The following is a 15,675-nucleotide window of genomic DNA, read 5'->3' on the forward strand; positions in this document are numbered from 1 at the left end:
CCTTAAATAAATAGCGGGCCGGATTCCCGCATCATAATGGGGCGCATTCCCACGCCCGCCTTGGCGCTGCCCCAATGTGGCACGCGAACCGACTACCACTACTGAGGTCGCGATGAATAAAAATATAACCCTGGCCCTGGCCGGAACCGGACTCTGGCTCGCCATCCCCTCGGCCAGTTCGGCCACGAGCTTCGAGGAACGCATGGAAGCCATGGAAAAGCGGGTGATGGAAATGGAACAACGGCTGGAAAAATCCGAAAGCGAGAACGCCCGCCTACGCAAACAATTGGCGGCGCAACCGGCGGCGGCCAGCGCCGCCCAACCGGGGACGAATACCCCGGACCTCAAAGCCCTGGACCAGAAAATCAGGCTGGTGGAACGCAAACTGGAAGTGGACAAGGAAACCGTGGAAGCCGCCAAGAAAACCACCGCCACCGTCGAGGCCGACCCCTCGACCGGGTTCCGCATCAAATCGGCGAACGGCGACCATCAATTGTTCCTGCGCGGCTATGTGCAGACGGATGGCGATTTCTTCATGGACGACAAACACTCCAACGATGTCGGCGTCGGGCTCAACGCCAGCGGCAAGCCCAATCCGATCCAGGAAGGCACCGGGCTGGGCACGGATAAATTCTGGGTGCGCCGCGCCCGCCTGCAAACCGGCGGCACCTTGTTCAAATACAACGATTTCCTGATCGGGGTCGATTTCGGCCAGGGCCAGGCGCGGCTGTTCGACGCCTACATGGACATGCATTACTTCCCGTTCGCCAGCCTGTCGGTGGGCAAGCAGCGCGGGCCGGTGGGCCTGGAACGCGCCCTGGCCGCCACCAACCTGGTGTTCGCCGAGCGCGCCTATGTCAGCGAGATCGTGCCCAACCGCGAAATCGGCGCGATGCTGCACGGCGAATTCGGCTATCCCGGCTACAAGCCGCAATACCGCGGCCCCAACAACCTCGCGAACTTCTTCACCTACCAAGTCGGCGTCTACAACGGCACGCTGGACAACCAGGCGACGCAGAACTCCGACACGGCCAACTTCGATAACAAGGCCTTCGAGGGACGCCTGTTCGCGCATCCGTTCCAGCATTCCGGCATCGCCGCCCTGGACGGCCTGGGGCTCGGTTTCGCGGGCACCTACGCCACGCCGACCCGGCAGAACAATATGCCCAGCCTGCTGTCGGTGGGCCAGAACACCATCCTGAGCTATGCCACCGGCACCACCCTCACCGGCAGCAGCGTCGCCACGGCGGCGACCCAGTCCAACACGCCCGCCACCGGCCAGACCACGATCACCACCACCACCACGACCTCCAGCACCGCCTTCTCCGCCGCGATGTCGAACGGCGAGCAATACCATCTCGCCCCGCAAGGCTATTGGTACTGGGGGCCGTTCGGGCTGATGGCCGAATACGCGCTGTCCTCGCAGGACTTGGCGGTGCAGCAGACCGACTCCACCACCACCGCCGTCAAGACCGACGTGAGAAGCACCGTGGCCCCCAACACCACCCGCACCACCAGCAAGACCACGACCACGGTGGCGGCGGGCCAGCCCGTGACGGTGAACCAGACCCGGCAGAACAACCAAGCCTGGCATGTCTCCATGTCCTATGTGCTGACCGGCGAGGACAACACCTTCATGGGCGTGAAACCCAGCCACAACTTCAACCCCTTCGAGGGACAATGGGGCGCGTTCCAGGTCGGCACCCGCTGGACCGAGTTGGACATCGACAAGGACACCTTCAAGAACTTCGGCACCGGCAGCAAGCCCGTGTACCTGTTCGCGGACCCCCGCGCCTCGGTGCAACACGCCACGACCTGGGGCATCAGCACCAGCTGGTGGCTGAACCAGAACACCAAGATCATGGCCGATTACGAGCAGACCTATTTCCAGGGCGGCGCGGTCAACAGCGCCAAGCAGGTGGTGGACCGGCCCATGGAAAAGGTGTTCTTCACCCGGTTCCAGTTGGCCTATTGAGCGGGGGCGGGCCGCGACCTGCCGCCGCTCCATATCCCGGGGCGGGCCCGGCCTGTGCCGACCCGCCCTTTGTTGAATCGCCCGGCCCCGGCCCGGCCCCATCCATCGCTTAGGAGACCGCCTTCCATGAATCCCCGTCCAATCTTGAAAACCGGCCTGCTCGCCGCCGCGCTCTACGGCCTGGGCGCGACGCCCGCCCTGGCCGATATCACCGTCTACGCCGCCGCCAGCCTGACCGCCGCCCTGACCGATATCGCCAAAAGCTTCGAGCAAGCCCACAAGACCCCGGTGAAGCTATCTTTCGCCGCGTCCTCGGCCCTCGCCAAGCAGATCGAACAAGGCGCGCCCGCCGATGTGTTCATCTCGGCGGACACCAAATGGGTGGACTACCTCGACAACAAGGGCAAGATCGACCACAACTCGCTACAGAAACTACTGGGCAACACCCTGGTGCTGATCGCCCCCAAGGGCCAGGGCTTCAAGGTGGAAATGAAGAAGGGCTTCGATTTCGCCCATGCCTTCGCGGGCAATCTTTGCACCGGCACGGTGGAATCGGTGCCGGTCGGCATCTACGCCAAGGAAGCCCTCACCCACCTCGATTGGTGGAAGTCCCTGCAATACCGGGTGGTCGGGGCCGACGACGTGAAAGCGGCGCTCAACCTGATCGAACGCGGCGAATGCGAGGCCGGGATCGTCTACGAGACCGACGCCAAGCAAAGCGCGAAGGTGGACGTGGTCGCCCGCTTCCCGGACGACACCCACGCGCCCATCGTCTATCCGGCGGTGCTGGTCACCCAGGCCGGCGAAGCCCAGGATTTCTTGAAATACCTGCAAGGCCCGGAGGCCCAAGGCGTGTTCGTGCGATACGGCTTCAAATGGCTGGGGAAATAAGCCCGCCATCATGTCCGCCCTGACCCCCGAGGAACTCTCCGCGCTGTGGCTCTCGCTCAAAGTCAGCCTGTGCGCGGTATTGGCGATCCTGCCGCCCGGCATCGGGCTGGGTTGGCTGCTGGCGCGGCGGCGATTCCCCGGCAAGGCCGTGATCGAAGCGGCGCTGCAATTGCCGATGGTATTGCCGCCGGTGGTCACGGGCTATGTGTTGCTGCTGTTATTCGGACGGCGCGGCTGGCTGGGACCGTGGCTGAAGGACACTTTCGGCCTCAGCGTGGCCTTCAGTTGGAAGGGCGCGGCCATCGCGGCGGCGGTGATGAGCTTTCCCCTGATGGTGCGCTCGGTGCGGCTGTCCATGAGCCTGATCGAGGCCCGGCTGGAACAAGCCGCCAGCACCCTGGGCTCCGGGCCGGTCGGCGTGTTCCTCACCGTCACCCTGCCCCTGGCCCTGCCGGGCATCCTGACCGGGGCCATCCTCAGCTTCGCCCGCAGCCTCGGCGAATTCGGCGCGACCATCACCTTCGTCGGCAATATCGAAGGCGAGACCCGCACCCTGCCGCTGGCGCTCTACACCTACACCCAGACGCCGGACGGCGACGGCCCCGCCTTGCGCTTGGTGCTGATCTCCGTCGCCACCGCCTTCGCCGCCCTGATCGGCAGCGAAATCCTCACCCGCCGGGCCGAGCGCCGCTTGAGCGGGGAATAGGCCAACCATGTTGCATCTGGACGTGGCCCTGAACCGGGGCCGTTTCGACCTCGAAGCCCGGCTCGACCTGGACGGCGGCGTGACCGGCCTGTTCGGCCCCTCGGGTTCCGGCAAAAGCACGCTCCTCGGCATCCTGGCCGGTTTGGTGCGGCCCGACCGGGGCCGCATCACGCTCCATGGCGAACCCATCTACGACAGCGCTAGCGGCCTGTGCCTGCCGCCGCACCGCCGCCGCGTCGGGCTGGTGTTCCAGGACAGCCAGTTGTTTCCGCACTACTCGGTGAAAGGCAACCTGCTGTACGGTTTCAAACGCACGCCGGCACCGGAGCGCCGTTTCCAGTTCGACGATATCGTCGATCTCCTGGCCTTGCGCCCCTTGCTCGACGCCCATCCGCGCCGCATCTCCGGCGGGGAAAAACAGCGGGTGGCCCTGGGCCGCTCGCTGCTGGCCGCGCCGCGGCTGTTGCTGCTGGACGAGCCCCTGGCGGCGCTGGACACGAACCTCAAGGCGCAAATCCTGCCCTTCCTGCAAAGAATCCGCGACGAGCTCAAGCTGCCGATGATCTTCGTCTCGCACGCCCTGCCGGAAATCCTGCACCTGACCGACCGCATGGCCCTGGTCGGCGGCGGGCGCATCCTGGCGTTCGGCGACCTGGGCGCTATCCTCATGGGCCAAGGGCACGACGGACCCCGTCCGCTCGGCCCCGACAACCTGCTCGCGGCCATGGTCGAGGGCCACGACCCCGACCATGGCTGCACCCTGGCCCGCTGCGGACAAACGCGGTTGGCCCTGCCCCTACGCGCCGAACTGGCTCCCGGCGACACCGCCTATGTTTCCCTGCACCGGGGCGAAATCGCCCTGTCGCGGCGGGCAATCGCGGAAATTTCCATCCAGAACCAATTCGCCGGACGTATCATACGGATCGAACCCAAAGGCAGCGGCGTCCAGGTTTGGATCGACGCGGGCGCCCCGCTGGTGGCCGAGATCACCCCGCGCTCCGTCCGCGACCTGGCCTTGGCGGTCGGCGACACCGTGTACTGCCTCATCAAGACCCGGTCGTTCTCCTATCTGCTGGACCGCGCCGGGAACGGCTCCCAACCGGCCTCGCCGATGCGGCCCGCCCAGCCTCCGCCCTGAAAACACCCATGATTTGAACCAGGGACCCGTCCCTCCCCCCAACCGCCTTATCACAGGAGACCCAACATGAAAGCCAGCGCGCGCAACCAACTGAGCGGCAAAATCACCGGCGTCCGCACCGGGGCCACCTATGCCGAGGTCGATATCAGCCTCAAGGGCGGCACCACCCTTTGCGCCTCGGTCACCAACGAATCGGTGGACAAACTGGGGCTGGCCGTGGGCGGCGACGTCCTCGCCCTCATCAAGGCACCGCAGGTCATGATCGTGAAGGAATTCGGCGGCTACAGGCTGTCGGCCCGCAACCAACTGGCCGGCACCGTGGCGCGGGTGCAGAAAGGCGCGGTGAACGCGGAAGTGCTGGTGGAATTGGCGGGCGGCGACACCATCGCGGCCACCATCACCAACGACAGCGTGGACGCCCTGGGGCTCAAGGTCGGCGAAACCGCCACGGCGGTGTTCAAGGCGGGGGCGGTGATCCTGGGCGTGACGGCCTGAAACCCCCGCGCCGGAGCGGCCCGGAAGCCGCTCCGGCAGCCCCACGGGCTATTTGGACTCCGGCGGGGTCGCCACGACCAGGACGTAATCGATCTTGTCGTGGTCGGGGAACAGGGACAACTCGGCGATGCCGGGGATGGATTGCCAGGTCATGACTTCGTCGGTGGCGACCTCGGGTTCCTGGCCCTTGAATCCCAGACGGGCGAGGGCGTTCTTATCGTAGGGCGCATCGCCCGGATCGTTGACGGTGATTTGCTCCGCCTTGTCCTTGGCGAAGACCACTTCCACACCGTGGGCGGCATAGCGGCACGCCAGCCCGCGCCTGGATTTCCGGCAGAACTCGGCCGCCCCGAGTTTCTGCTCGACCTGGGCCTGGGAAGCATGGACCAGGGCGGGCACATCGACCAGCACCGGCGCTTCGTCGGCCAGGGCGGACCCAGCGCAGGACAACAAGGCGAGCGTAAAAATCTTCCTCATGGATGGTTCTCTCTGGATGGACGCAAGGCCGGAGAGTTTACGGCATCGGCCTGGGCTTGTCCGGCGGCGCGGGCCGGTGGCCACCGAAGGCCCGGCATCCACCCGCCCGGCTCAACGCGGCAACGCGGCCAATTCCAAATTCAATTCCAGCACATTGACCCTGGGTTCGCCCAGGACGCCCCATTGCCGGTCTTCGGTGTGGCGGGCGACGAGGTCGCGCACGGTTTGCGGGGCGAGGTGCCGCGCCCTGGCGACGCGCCCGACCTGGTATTCCGCCGCCGCCGGGCTGATCTGGGGATCGAGCCCGCTGGCCGAGGCCGTGACCAGATCGACCGGGACCGGCGCGGTATTGCCGGGGTCGGCCTCGCGCAAAGCCTGGATACGGGCCTGCACGGCGTCCTTGAGGGCGGGATTCAGCGGCCCCTGGTTGGAGCCGCCGGAAGCCCCGGCATTGTAGGGATAGGCCGCGGTGGCCGAGGGCCGTCCCCAGAACAGGCCCGGATCGCTATAGGGCTGGCCGATCAGGCGCGAGCCTTGGAGCCGGCCATCCCGGTCCCGGATCAAGCTGCCGTTGGCCTGCCCAGGGAACAGGGCCTGGGCGAGGCCGGTGACGGCGGCGGGATAAACCATCCCGGTCAGCACGGTGAAGATGGCCAGCATCACGCAGGCCGGTTTGAGATGGGAAATCATGGTTTCGCCTCCTTCGATGGATCAATCAAGCCCAGCCCAGCGCGGCCAAGACCATATCTATCGCCTTGATGCCGATAAAAGGCACGACCAGCCCGCCCAGCCCATAGATCAACAGGTTATCCCGCAGCAACACCGCCGCCCCCACCGGACGGTAGCGGATGCCCTTCAACGCCAGCGGAATCAAGGCGACGATAATCAGCGCGTTGAAGATCACGGCGGACAGGATGGCGCTGGCCGGGGTCGCGAGGTGCATGATGTTGAGGGCGCCCAAGGCCGGATAGGTGCTGGCGAACGCCGCCGGGATGATGGCGAAATACTTGGAGATATCATTGGCGAGGCTGAACGTGGTCAAGGCCCCCCGCGTCATCAACATCTGCTTGCCAGTCTCGACGATCTCGATCAGCTTGGTGGGGTTGGAATCCAGGTCCACCATATTGCCCGCCTCCTTGGCCGCCTGGGTGCCGGAATTCATCGCCACCGCCACATCGGCCTGGGCCAGGGCCGGGGCGTCGTTGGTGCCGTCGCCGGTCATGGCGACCAGGCGGCCTTCGGCCTGATGCTCGCGGATCAGCTTGAGCTTCATTTCCGGCGTGGCCTCGGCCAGGAAATCATCCACCCCGGCCTCGGCGGCGATGGCGGCGGCGGTCAGGCGGTTGTCGCCGGTGATCATGATGGTCCTGATGCCCATTTGCCGGAGTTCGGCGAACCGCTCCTTGATGCCGCCCTTCACGATATCCTTGAGTTCGATCACGCCCAGGGCCTTGGCACCGTCGGCCACCACCAAGGGCGTGCTACCGTGCCGGGCCACCTCGTCCACCAGGGTTTGGATTTGCTTGGGCAACTCACCGTCCTGCTCCTCGACGAAATGGCGGATGGCGTCCGCCGCGCCCTTGCGGACCTGCCGCCCGTCCTTGAGATTCACCCCGCTCATGCGCGACTGGGCGCTGAAATGCACGAAGGCCGCGCCCAGCCCCTGCACATCGCGTTCGCGCAGCCCGTATTTCTGTTTGGCGAGGACCACGATGCTGCGGCCTTCGGGGGTTTCGTCGGCCAGGGAAGCCAGTTGCGCGGCGTTGGCCAAATCCTGTTCCCGCACGCCCGCGACGGCGATGAACCTGGCGGCTTGGCGGTTGCCGAGGGTGATGGTGCCGGTCTTGTCCAACAGCAGCACGTCCACATCGCCCGCCGCCTCCACCGCCCGGCCCGAGGTGGCGATCACGTTCTTCTGCATCATCCGGCCTATGCCCGCCACGCCGATGGCCGACAGCAAGCCGCCGATGGTGGTCGGGATCAAGCACACCAAGAGCGCCACCAGCACCGTGATGGCGATGGGCGTCCCGGTCCCGGCCACCTCCACGCTGTACAAGGAAAACGGCAGCAGGGTGGCGGTGGTTTTCAGGAAGATGAGCGTGAAGGCCACCAGCAGGATGGTGAGGGCGATTTCGTTGGGGGTTTTCTGGCGCTTGGCGTTCTCGACCATGCCGATCATGCGGTCGAGGAAGGCTTCGCCCGGATTGGCGGTGATCCGCACCACCAGCCAATCCGACAGCACGCGGGTACCGCCCGTCACCGAACTGAAATCGCCGCCGGATTCGCGGATCACCGGGGCCGATTCACCAGTGATGGCGCTCTCGTCCACCGAGGCCACCCCCTCGATCACCTCGCCGTCGCCGGGCACGAAATCCCCGGCCTCGACCAAAACCACATCGCCCAAACGGAGGCCGGCACCGGGCACGGTCTGGAATTTCCCGCCGCGGCGGGGTTCGTCCAACTTTTTGGCGACAATATCGCGCTTGGCGCTGCGGAGGAAGGCCGCCTGCGCCTTACTGCGGCCTTCCGCCACCGCCTCGGCGAAATTGGCGAACAACACCGTGAACCACAGCCACAGCGCGATGGAGAAAATGAACCCGGCGGGCGCTTCGCCCCGGCCCAGCAGGGCTTGGAACCAGAGCAACGTGGTCAACAGGCTCCCGAGATAGACCACGAACATCACCGGATTCTTGGCCTGCACCGCCGGGGTCAGCTTGCGGAAGGACTCGACCCAGGCCGCCTTCAACAAGGCGGGATCGGCGAGGGATTGGGTTTGGGAACGGTGTCCGGGTTCGGGCGCGAGGGCCGCCTCCGCGGCGATCCCCGGCATGGATTGGATCGCTTGACCCTCGCCGTGCGGCGGGGCCAGGAAATTACTGGTTTTTTTGCTCATCGTGGATGCCTCGCTGTTCAATGGACGCCGATCATTTGCAGATGCTCCGCCACCGGACCCAAGGCCAGCACCGGCAAGAACGCCAAGGCCCCGACCACGGCCACCGTGCCGATCAACAAGGCCACGAACAAGGGGGTATGGGTCGGCAAGGTGCCAACGCCGGCGGGAACGATCTTCTTGGCGGCGAGGGAACCGGCGATGGCCAGGGTCGGCACCGCCAGCCAGAACCGGGCAAACAGCATGGCGATGCCCAGCGCGGTGTTATAGAACGGGGTATTGGCCGACAAGCCCGCGAAGGCGCTGCCATTGTTATTGCCCGCCGAGGAGAAGGCGTAGAGGATTTCGGTGAAGCCATGGGCACCGGGATTGGCGACCCCCGCCTTGCCCGCGCCGGCCATCACCGCCACCGCGGTCCCGACCAAAACCACCAGGGGCGGAATCAGGATCACCAGGGTGGCCATCTTGACTTCGTAGGCTTCGATCTTCTTGCCCAGGTATTCCGGGGTGCGGCCGATCATCAAGCCGGCCACGAACACCGCGACCAGGGCGAACACGATCATCCCGTACAGCCCCGAACCCACCCCGCCGAAAACCACCTCGCCCAATTGCATCAGCCACAGCGGGATCATGCCGCCCAAAGGCGTGAAGGAATCGTGCATGGCGTTGACCGAACCGTTCGAGGCGGCGGTGGTCGCCACCGCCCACAGCACGGAATCCGCGATGCCGAAGCGGGCCTCCTTGCCTTCCATATTGCCGCCGGGCTGCGTGTCCGAGGCGGCTTGGTCCACGCCCAAGGCCGCGAGGCCCGGATTGCCCGCCTGTTCCAAGGGCACGGCGACCAACACCAGGGCCACGAAAATCAGCGTCATGGCGGCGAGGATGGCCCAACCCTGGCGGGCGTCGCCCACCATCGCGCCGAAGGTATGGCAGAGCGCGGCGGGAATCAGCAGGATGGCGAGCAGTTCCAGGAAATTCGACAGCGGGGTGGGATTCTCGAAGGGATGGGCCGAATTGGCATTGAAGAAACCACCGCCGTTGGTGCCGAGTTGCTTGATGGCGATTTGGGACGCCGCCGGGCCGAGCGCCAGGGTTTGTTCCTTAAGCTCCACCGTGGCCGTGGCCGGCCGGCCCTGGGCGTCGGTCCCGGCTTGCGGATAGCCGACCGGCTGCTGCAAAGCCACGGTCCGATAAGAACCAAAAGTCTGCACCACGCCCTGCCCCACCAAGGCCAAGGCCAGCACCAGGGACAGCGGCAGCAAGATATAAAGGATGCTCCGGGTCAGGTCCACCCAGAAATTGCCGAGGGTCCCGGCGTTCTTGCGGGCGAAGCCGCGGACCAGCGCGACCAAGGTCGCCATGCCGGTGGCGGCGGACACGAAGTTCTGCACCGTGAGGCCGAGCATCTGGGTGAGGTAGCTCATCGTGGTTTCGCCCGAATAGCCCTGCCAGTTGGTATTGGTGGCGAAGCTGACGGCGGTGTTGAAGGCCGAATCCGGGCCGATGGCGGGAAGCCCTTGGGGGTTCAGCGGCAGATAGGCTTGCAGCCGTTGCAGGGCGAACAGCGCCAAGGTGCCCAAGAGGTTGAACAGCAACAGGGCGATGGCATAGTCGGTCCAGCGCATTTCGCGCTTGGGATCGACCCCGGACAGGCGGTAGATCAAGCGCTCGAGCGGGGCCAAACTGGGATCGAACCAAGTCGGCCGGCCTTGGTAGACCCGCGCCATATAGCCGCCCAAGGGCCGGGCCAAGGCCAGCAGCGCGAACAGGTAAAAGGCGATTTGCAGCAGGCTATCCAGGCTCATCAGAATTTCTCCGGGTAGAGCAAGGCGAACACCAGATAGAAGAAGATGCCCAGGGCCAGCAGGCCGCTCAGGAGATAGAGGCCGCTCATGGCGACCTCCGCAGCCGGTCGCAGCCGTAGACGAGGGCGAGGCTGGATCCGAAGAAAACCAGGATGAGAAGGAGATACAGGATGTCCATAGGGACCACCTCGGGAAAGGTTGGCGTTGCGAACCGGCCCGTTCCGGGCCTACCCAGGCCGATGGGCACCGGACCATCGGCATGGCATGATCTTAGGAAAAGGCGGGTAAAAAGTGCGTAAGGTTTCGCGGGGACGGTATAAACAGGGCGTAAAAATCGCCGACGCGTTGTCGTCGCCCCCGATCCGCCCCGAACACCAGGGGATTAATCGCAAACCGCCGTGGATTCCGTGACTTTTTTCGCACTTCGACGATGGAAACTATACGAGACTCAAGACTCAACCATCGTAGGGACGTCCTCGCAGGGAGATCGTTATGGACATCCACCCAGCCAACGAATCCGTGGACCTTTCGCACCTGGGTTATCAACTCCTGGCGATAGCCACCACCGCCGCGGACCTGGCCGCCATCGAACGCCGGGCCAGGGCGGAAAACCTGTTCACGGTGTATACCGTACATGGTTCCGGCCATACCTATATCTGGGGCCGGGAAGAACGGTGGCTCGGCACCGATATGGAAGCGTATTAGGGCGGGCGGCTCGACCGGACCGAGCCGCCCCGCTTCCGGCCCGGTCGCCAGGGTGGATCGATCCGCCGCATCTGGCATCCAATGGCTCGATTATTGCTGTCGGCGGGAATCGCCGCCAATAACACTATTCACCGAGCCGCATGGTCAAAATATCAGAACGCTTATCCCAGCTTTTCAAATCCTCCGCCGAAGCCAGAATCGCCCATGATTTCCTGGAACGGAAACTCCGCTCGGCCCCCTCCTGGGAAACCGAAGACCCGGTCGCGGCCCTGGGGGCCCTGGCCCTGGCCGAACGCGACCCCGAACGCCTGGGGGCGTGGTGCGGGGAATGGCTATCCGATGAGCAAATACAGGTCTTGCGGCGGGCGCTGCGCATGGCCGCCCAGCATCAGCGCGTGTACAAGCGCACCGTGATGCTCTCGCCCCGCGCCCACCTGCTGGTCAAAACCCTGTCCGAACTGGAGGGGCTCAATATGTCCGACGCCATCGAACGGCACTTGGAGCGCGTCCTCGGGGAACGCCATGGCATGATGTTGCGGACGATGATCGACGAAGGCAGCGGCCAGGTCGACCACGACATCCTACCCGCGGCGGCGGGCGGCGAATGAAACCCCGCCCATGTGAAAACCCGCACAAATCCGCGTGAAATCACGCATACCGGCCCAGTCCGCCGCGTCGCCAAGCCCGATATACCCCCCATCCCGCCCGTCCCCATTCCCGGCTTCATTCCCATCCGGCCAGCGTTTCCGCGGGTTTCCGGCACGGTCCCCCTTAGGATAATCCCGGACTATCTTCGCCCGCTTCCAATACCCGCGCGGCGGGTCCGACCAGGAGCGGGTCCGGCTCGCAGGCGACCTTGGGATTCTTGTCGGGATAAGGCAGGGCGTAGAGAAAATGGCGCATGCAATTGATCCGGGCGCGTTTCTTATCGTCGGACTTGATCACCGTCCAGGGCGCGTCGGCGGTATCGGTATGGAAGAACATGGCCTTTTTGGCCTCGGTATATTCGTCCCAGCGGTCCAGGGATTTGATGTCGATGGGGCTGAGCTTCCAATGCTTGAGCGGATCGTCGCGGCGGGAAACGAAGCGCCGCAATTGCTCCTCGCGGCTGACCGAGAACCAGTACTTGAACAGGTGGATGCCGCTGTTCACCCACATCCGCTCCAACAGCGGGGCTTGGCGCAGGAATTCCAGGTATTCCAAGGGCTTGCAAAAGCCCATGACCCGCTCGACCCCGGCCCGGTTGTACCAGGAGCGGTCGAAGAACACCATCTCCCCGGCGGTCGGGAAGTGCCCGATATAACGCTGGAAATACCATTGGCCGCGTTCCACCTCGGTGGGTTTTTCCAAGGCCACGACCCTGGCCCCGCGCGGATTGAGATGCTCCGTGAAGCGCTTGATGGTGCCGCCCTTGCCCGCCGCGTCCCGCCCCTCGAACAGCACGACCACGCGCTGGCCGGATTGTTTCACCCAGCTCTGCACCTTGAGCAGTTCGATCTGCAATTCCTGCTTGAGCCGCTCGTATTCGCGCCTGCGCATCCGGCCCGGATAGGGATAGTCCTGGGGCAGCCGGGCTTCGTCGCTGTCCTCCCCGGTGCCCGCGGGGGCGTTGGCGACCAGGAGCGCGGTGGGTCCGTGGCTGATGGACTCGATTTCCAGCGCGGCTTCCGGGTTGGGCGGTTCCGGGGTTTGCGCCGGGGCGGCGGCGGCGGGATCGGTGGCGGATGCGCCGGGGGTTTTGGGTTTGGATCGACTCATGGCATAGGCTCCTGGGAGGTCGGGGTCGTGTTATCCACCCCCGAAGTGTAGCGGCAAAACCCCGGTCCCAAGCGGCGCCGGCGCGACAGGACTCGCGGCGGAGGGGGCGCTGTTGTATCTTCGTGGTTTTGGGCGGCGCGGACGGGAACGCGACCTGGGCCGCGCCCTAGATTCCGAGGAGGATGGACGACGTGAAGCTGTTGTTTTGTTGCATGGGGAATATCTGCCGTTCCCCGATGGCGGAGGGTTTATTCAGGCGCCTGGCGGAGGACGCCGGGTTCGGGGACGCGGTCTTCGTCGATTCGGCGGGTACCCATGCCAACTTCCCGGACGCGCCGCCCGACCCGCGCGCCCAAAAAGCCATGGCGGAACTGGGCATCGATATCAGCGGGCAGCGGGCGCGGGCGGTGCGGCGGGCGGATTTCGAGCGCTTCGACCTGGTCCTGGCCATGGACGGCCACAACTTCGACACGCTGCGCTATATCTGCCCCAAGCAGCATGTCCACAAGATCGTGCGGATGCTGGATTACGCCCCCCGGCTCGGGACCCGGAGCCTGCCCGACCCCTTCCATGCCGACGACGAGGCTTTCATCGAGGTCCGGGAGATGTTGGAAGCCGCGGCGGCGGGATTGCTGGAAGCGCTCAGGCCGAACTTGACCGCGGGCTAAGGGCTTGAAAACAGGGGGACCGCGCCGCCATCCCAGCCCCGGCCCCAAAAAAGTCGGGCGCGGGCGCTTGAACAAGATTATTAAGGTTCATAGAATAGCCGCGCCTTGGGTACGGAGCATTCGGAAAAGCCACCCACGGGCGTAACCCAGGTTACGGCCCCGGCGGACGCCCGGATAAGCGGCGGGGACGTCCGTTGGCGAATATAAAGGTCTGTTGAGGTAAAAACGCGCTTCCCATCCAAGGCGGGAAACCCACCCGGAACGCCGCGCCCACCGGGCACGACGTTTTGCCGGTCGATCCAAGGAGCGAAATAACAAAGGCCCGGAGAAAGCCCCGCAAAATCAAGCTTTGTTGCGTAACGCGAAGCCGGCGAGTCCGCGCCATCGTTTATGCGGCAAAGCTTTTTGTATTATCAGGGCCGCCCCGCCCATCCCGGAAACTCAAGCTTCGGGATGCCTGCCGTACAGGTGGATCAAACGCGCCAACTCGGCCCCCTGCTCCTCTTGCAATTGATCCCAGCGGAACCGCCAGCGCCAATTGGTATCGTCCATGGTGCCTGGGGTATTCATCCGATAACCCTTGCCCTGCTCCAAGATATCCTGCATCGGCAGTATCGCCAACTTCGCCACCGAGGCCAGTGCGGATTGCGCCAAAGCCCAGGGCATTTTCAGGTTGGACTGGCCCAGATACTCGTAGACATGGGCCCGCTGCGCCTCCGACAAACCCTCGAACCAAGACAAGGTGGTATCGTTATCGTGGGTGCCGGTATAAACAACGTTGTTCGGGGTATGATTATGCGGGAGATAAGGATTATCCGGCCCACCGTCGAAGGCGAATTGCAGGATCAGCATACCGGGAATATCGAAGCGGTTGCGCAGCGCCTCCACTTCCGGCGTGATAATGCCGAGATTCTCGGCCACGAGGGGTAGGCCCGCGCCATCGAGGGTGGCGAACACGGTGTCGAGCAACGCCGCGCCGGGGGCCTCCACCCAGCGGCCATGCATGGCGGTTTCCGATTCGGCGGGAATTTCCCAATAGGCCTCGAATCCCCGGAAATGGTCGATCCTGACCCAGTCGTACAGCGCCAACTGGCTGCGGATGCGGTCCAGCCACCAGCGGAAGCCATCCTCCGCCATCCGCGCCCAAAGGTAATGGGGATTGCCCCAACGCTGCCCGGTGGCGGAGAAATAATCCGGCGGCACCCCGGCCACGACCCGCGCCTGCCCATCCTCCCTGAGGTCGAAATATTCCCGCTGCGCCCAGACATCGGCGCTGTCGCTGGCGATGAAGATGGGCATATCGCCGAACAACAGCACCCCGCGCCGCTTGGCGTAGTCCCGCAATTCCCCCCATTGCTGGAAAAAGACGAATTGCTCGAACCCAACCCGCCCCACGCCCTCCGCCAAGCGCCGCCGGGCCTCGTCCAGCGCGGCGGGTTCGCGGTCGCGCAAGGCGATGGGCCAGTCCTGCCAAGGCCGGTGTTTGAGTTCCTGGCGCAGGGCGATGAACAGCGCATAATCGGCCAGCCAACCCGCCTGCGCCGCGTAGAACCGCCGGTAGGCTTGGCGGTGTTCGTTGTCTGCCGGCAATTGGGCGAAACGCCCGTAAGCCTTGGCCAGGCATTGCCCGCGGTGTCCGGTGGGATCGGGGGCGGTCCAGGCGGCGGCGATATCGGCCTCGTCCAGCCAGCCCCGCCGGAGCAGCCACTCCAGGTCGATCATCCAGGGGTTGCCGGCGTGGGCCGACAGGCATTGGTAGGGCGAGCCGTCGGGATGGGTGGGGCCGATGGGCAGGGTCTGCCAGACCGTGACGCCATGGTCGGCGAGGAAATCCACGAAGCGGTAGGCGTGAGCGCCGAGGTCGCCATTATCGGGGAGGCCGGGCAGGGAAGTGATGTGCAACAGGACGCCGGCGCGGCGCCGGTCGAGGATACTATGGGCTTGCGTCACTTCACACCTACCGTCGATGGGGGATTGGGGGGATATTGGTTCGATTGCATGTCGCTGCTTGAGGGAATGGGCCGGTTAGGCCGATGGCCTGGGGCGGTGAAGCCCGATGGGGTTGAACGGAAGCCGGGACGGGACCGGGGGGATGGCATCGGTTAGGGGCGGCAGCCATGGACTGGGAGGATTGGCGTGTCGCGTGGATCGCTCAGGGATGGCGGAC

At 65.0% G+C, this 15,675-nt stretch carries 15 protein-coding genes; 8 read left to right on the plus strand and 7 right to left on the minus strand.

Annotation, left to right across the window (positions count from 1 at the left end):
* Positions 1-112 precede the first annotated feature (112 nt).
* The 5 genes from K5658_RS17610 to K5658_RS17630 all read left to right on the plus strand — a co-directional run bounded on the left by K5658_RS17610 (position 113) and on the right by K5658_RS17630 (position 5,205).
* Positions 113-1,975, plus strand: coding sequence for a hypothetical protein (locus K5658_RS17610; RefSeq protein ID WP_221064396.1), 1,863 nt, complete (start codon positions 113-115; stop codon positions 1,973-1,975).
* Between the two features lie 126 nt (positions 1,976-2,101).
* Complete coding sequence (gene modA, locus K5658_RS17615) at positions 2,102-2,866, plus strand: molybdate ABC transporter substrate-binding protein (RefSeq protein ID WP_221064397.1); 765 nt, start codon at positions 2,102-2,104, stop codon at positions 2,864-2,866.
* A 10-nt stretch (positions 2,867-2,876) separates the two neighbouring features.
* Positions 2,877-3,572, plus strand: a complete 696-nt coding sequence (gene modB, locus K5658_RS17620; RefSeq protein WP_221064398.1) for a molybdate ABC transporter permease subunit — start codon at positions 2,877-2,879, stop codon at positions 3,570-3,572.
* 7 nt (positions 3,573-3,579) lie between these two features.
* Complete coding sequence (gene modC, locus K5658_RS17625) at positions 3,580-4,710, plus strand: molybdenum ABC transporter ATP-binding protein (RefSeq protein WP_221064399.1); 1,131 nt, start codon at positions 3,580-3,582, stop codon at positions 4,708-4,710.
* 66 nt (positions 4,711-4,776) lie between these two features.
* Positions 4,777-5,205, plus strand: a complete 429-nt coding sequence (locus K5658_RS17630; protein ID WP_221064400.1) for a TOBE domain-containing protein — start codon at positions 4,777-4,779, stop codon at positions 5,203-5,205.
* A gap of 48 nt (positions 5,206-5,253) precedes the next feature.
* On the opposite strand, the gene K5658_RS17635 is transcribed toward K5658_RS17630, so the two are convergent.
* The 5 genes from K5658_RS17635 to kdpF form a co-directional block, all read right to left on the minus strand.
* Positions 5,254-5,682 (minus strand): hypothetical protein, encoded by a 429-nt coding sequence (locus K5658_RS17635; protein ID WP_221064401.1) that lies wholly within the window; start codon positions 5,680-5,682, stop codon positions 5,254-5,256.
* A gap of 111 nt (positions 5,683-5,793) precedes the next feature.
* Complete coding sequence (kdpC, locus tag K5658_RS17640; protein ID WP_221064402.1) at positions 5,794-6,372, minus strand: potassium-transporting ATPase subunit KdpC; 579 nt, start codon at positions 6,370-6,372, stop codon at positions 5,794-5,796.
* A gap of 25 nt (positions 6,373-6,397) precedes the next feature.
* Entirely contained in the window at positions 6,398-8,575 is a 2,178-nt protein-coding gene (kdpB, locus tag K5658_RS17645; RefSeq protein ID WP_425515878.1) for a potassium-transporting ATPase subunit KdpB, read from the minus strand.
* Between the two features lie 17 nt (positions 8,576-8,592).
* Positions 8,593-10,377 carry a potassium-transporting ATPase subunit KdpA gene (gene kdpA / locus K5658_RS17650; RefSeq protein ID WP_221064403.1) on the minus strand — a complete coding sequence of 595 codons (1,785 nt, stop codon included), beginning with the start codon at positions 10,375-10,377 and terminating at the stop codon, positions 8,593-8,595.
* Positions 10,377-10,466 carry a K(+)-transporting ATPase subunit F gene (kdpF, locus tag K5658_RS17655; protein WP_221064404.1) on the minus strand — a complete coding sequence of 30 codons (90 nt, stop codon included), beginning with the start codon at positions 10,464-10,466 and terminating at the stop codon, positions 10,377-10,379. Before kdpF ends, kdpA begins: the two co-directional genes overlap by 1 nt.
* A 403-nt stretch (positions 10,467-10,869) precedes the next feature.
* Between kdpF and K5658_RS17660 the strand changes: the two genes are divergently transcribed.
* Both K5658_RS17660 and K5658_RS17665 read left to right on the plus strand, forming a co-directional pair.
* Entirely contained in the window at positions 10,870-11,082 is a 213-nt protein-coding gene (locus K5658_RS17660) for a hypothetical protein (RefSeq protein WP_221064405.1), read from the plus strand.
* A gap of 140 nt (positions 11,083-11,222) precedes the next feature.
* Positions 11,223-11,690, plus strand: coding sequence for a hypothetical protein (locus tag K5658_RS17665; protein ID WP_221064406.1), 468 nt, complete (start codon positions 11,223-11,225; stop codon positions 11,688-11,690).
* 163 nt (positions 11,691-11,853) lie between these two features.
* On the opposite strand, the gene ppk2 is transcribed toward K5658_RS17665, so the two are convergent.
* Positions 11,854-12,840, minus strand: coding sequence for a polyphosphate kinase 2 (ppk2, locus tag K5658_RS17670; RefSeq protein WP_221064407.1), 987 nt, complete (start codon positions 12,838-12,840; stop codon positions 11,854-11,856).
* Positions 12,841-13,022: 182 nt separating this feature from the next.
* Here ppk2 and K5658_RS17675 point away from each other — a divergent pair, with 182 nt between their 5' ends.
* The gene (locus tag K5658_RS17675; protein WP_221064408.1) at positions 13,023-13,508 is read left to right on the plus strand and encodes a low molecular weight protein-tyrosine-phosphatase; all 486 of its coding nucleotides are present in this window, start codon (positions 13,023-13,025) and stop codon (positions 13,506-13,508) included.
* A 441-nt stretch (positions 13,509-13,949) separates the two neighbouring features.
* On the opposite strand, the gene malQ is transcribed toward K5658_RS17675, so the two are convergent.
* A complete protein-coding gene (gene malQ, locus K5658_RS17680; protein ID WP_246628485.1) occupies positions 13,950-15,458 on the minus strand; it encodes a 4-alpha-glucanotransferase in 1,509 nt (502 codons plus the stop codon).
* Positions 15,459-15,675 lie beyond the last annotated feature (217 nt).

The sequence above is a fragment of the Methylomagnum ishizawai genome (assembly GCF_019670005.1).
GTDB lineage: Bacteria > Pseudomonadota > Gammaproteobacteria > Methylococcales > Methylococcaceae > Methylomagnum > Methylomagnum ishizawai.

Coding starts and splice junctions, on each gene's coding strand:
- K5658_RS17610 (WP_221064396.1), top strand. CDS start 113: ATGAATAAAAATATAACCCTGGCCCTGGCCGGAACCGGACTCTGGCTC.
- modA (WP_221064397.1), top strand. CDS start 2,102: ATGAATCCCCGTCCAATCTTGAAAACCGGCCTGCTCGCCGCCGCGCTC.
- modB (WP_221064398.1), top strand. CDS start 2,877: ATGTCCGCCCTGACCCCCGAGGAACTCTCCGCGCTGTGGCTCTCGCTC.
- modC (WP_221064399.1), top strand. CDS start 3,580: ATGTTGCATCTGGACGTGGCCCTGAACCGGGGCCGTTTCGACCTCGAA.
- K5658_RS17630 (WP_221064400.1), top strand. CDS start 4,777: ATGAAAGCCAGCGCGCGCAACCAACTGAGCGGCAAAATCACCGGCGTC.
- K5658_RS17635 (WP_221064401.1), bottom strand. CDS start 5,682: ATGAGGAAGATTTTTACGCTCGCCTTGTTGTCCTGCGCTGGGTCCGCC.
- kdpC (WP_221064402.1), bottom strand. CDS start 6,372: ATGATTTCCCATCTCAAACCGGCCTGCGTGATGCTGGCCATCTTCACC.
- kdpB (WP_425515878.1), bottom strand. CDS start 8,575: ATGAGCAAAAAAACCAGTAATTTCCTGGCCCCGCCGCACGGCGAGGGT.
- kdpA (WP_221064403.1), bottom strand. CDS start 10,377: ATGAGCCTGGATAGCCTGCTGCAAATCGCCTTTTACCTGTTCGCGCTG.
- kdpF (WP_221064404.1), bottom strand. CDS start 10,466: ATGAGCGGCCTCTATCTCCTGAGCGGCCTGCTGGCCCTGGGCATCTTC.
- K5658_RS17660 (WP_221064405.1), top strand. CDS start 10,870: ATGGACATCCACCCAGCCAACGAATCCGTGGACCTTTCGCACCTGGGT.
- K5658_RS17665 (WP_221064406.1), top strand. CDS start 11,223: ATGGTCAAAATATCAGAACGCTTATCCCAGCTTTTCAAATCCTCCGCC.
- ppk2 (WP_221064407.1), bottom strand. CDS start 12,840: ATGAGTCGATCCAAACCCAAAACCCCCGGCGCATCCGCCACCGATCCC.
- K5658_RS17675 (WP_221064408.1), top strand. CDS start 13,023: ATGGACGACGTGAAGCTGTTGTTTTGTTGCATGGGGAATATCTGCCGT.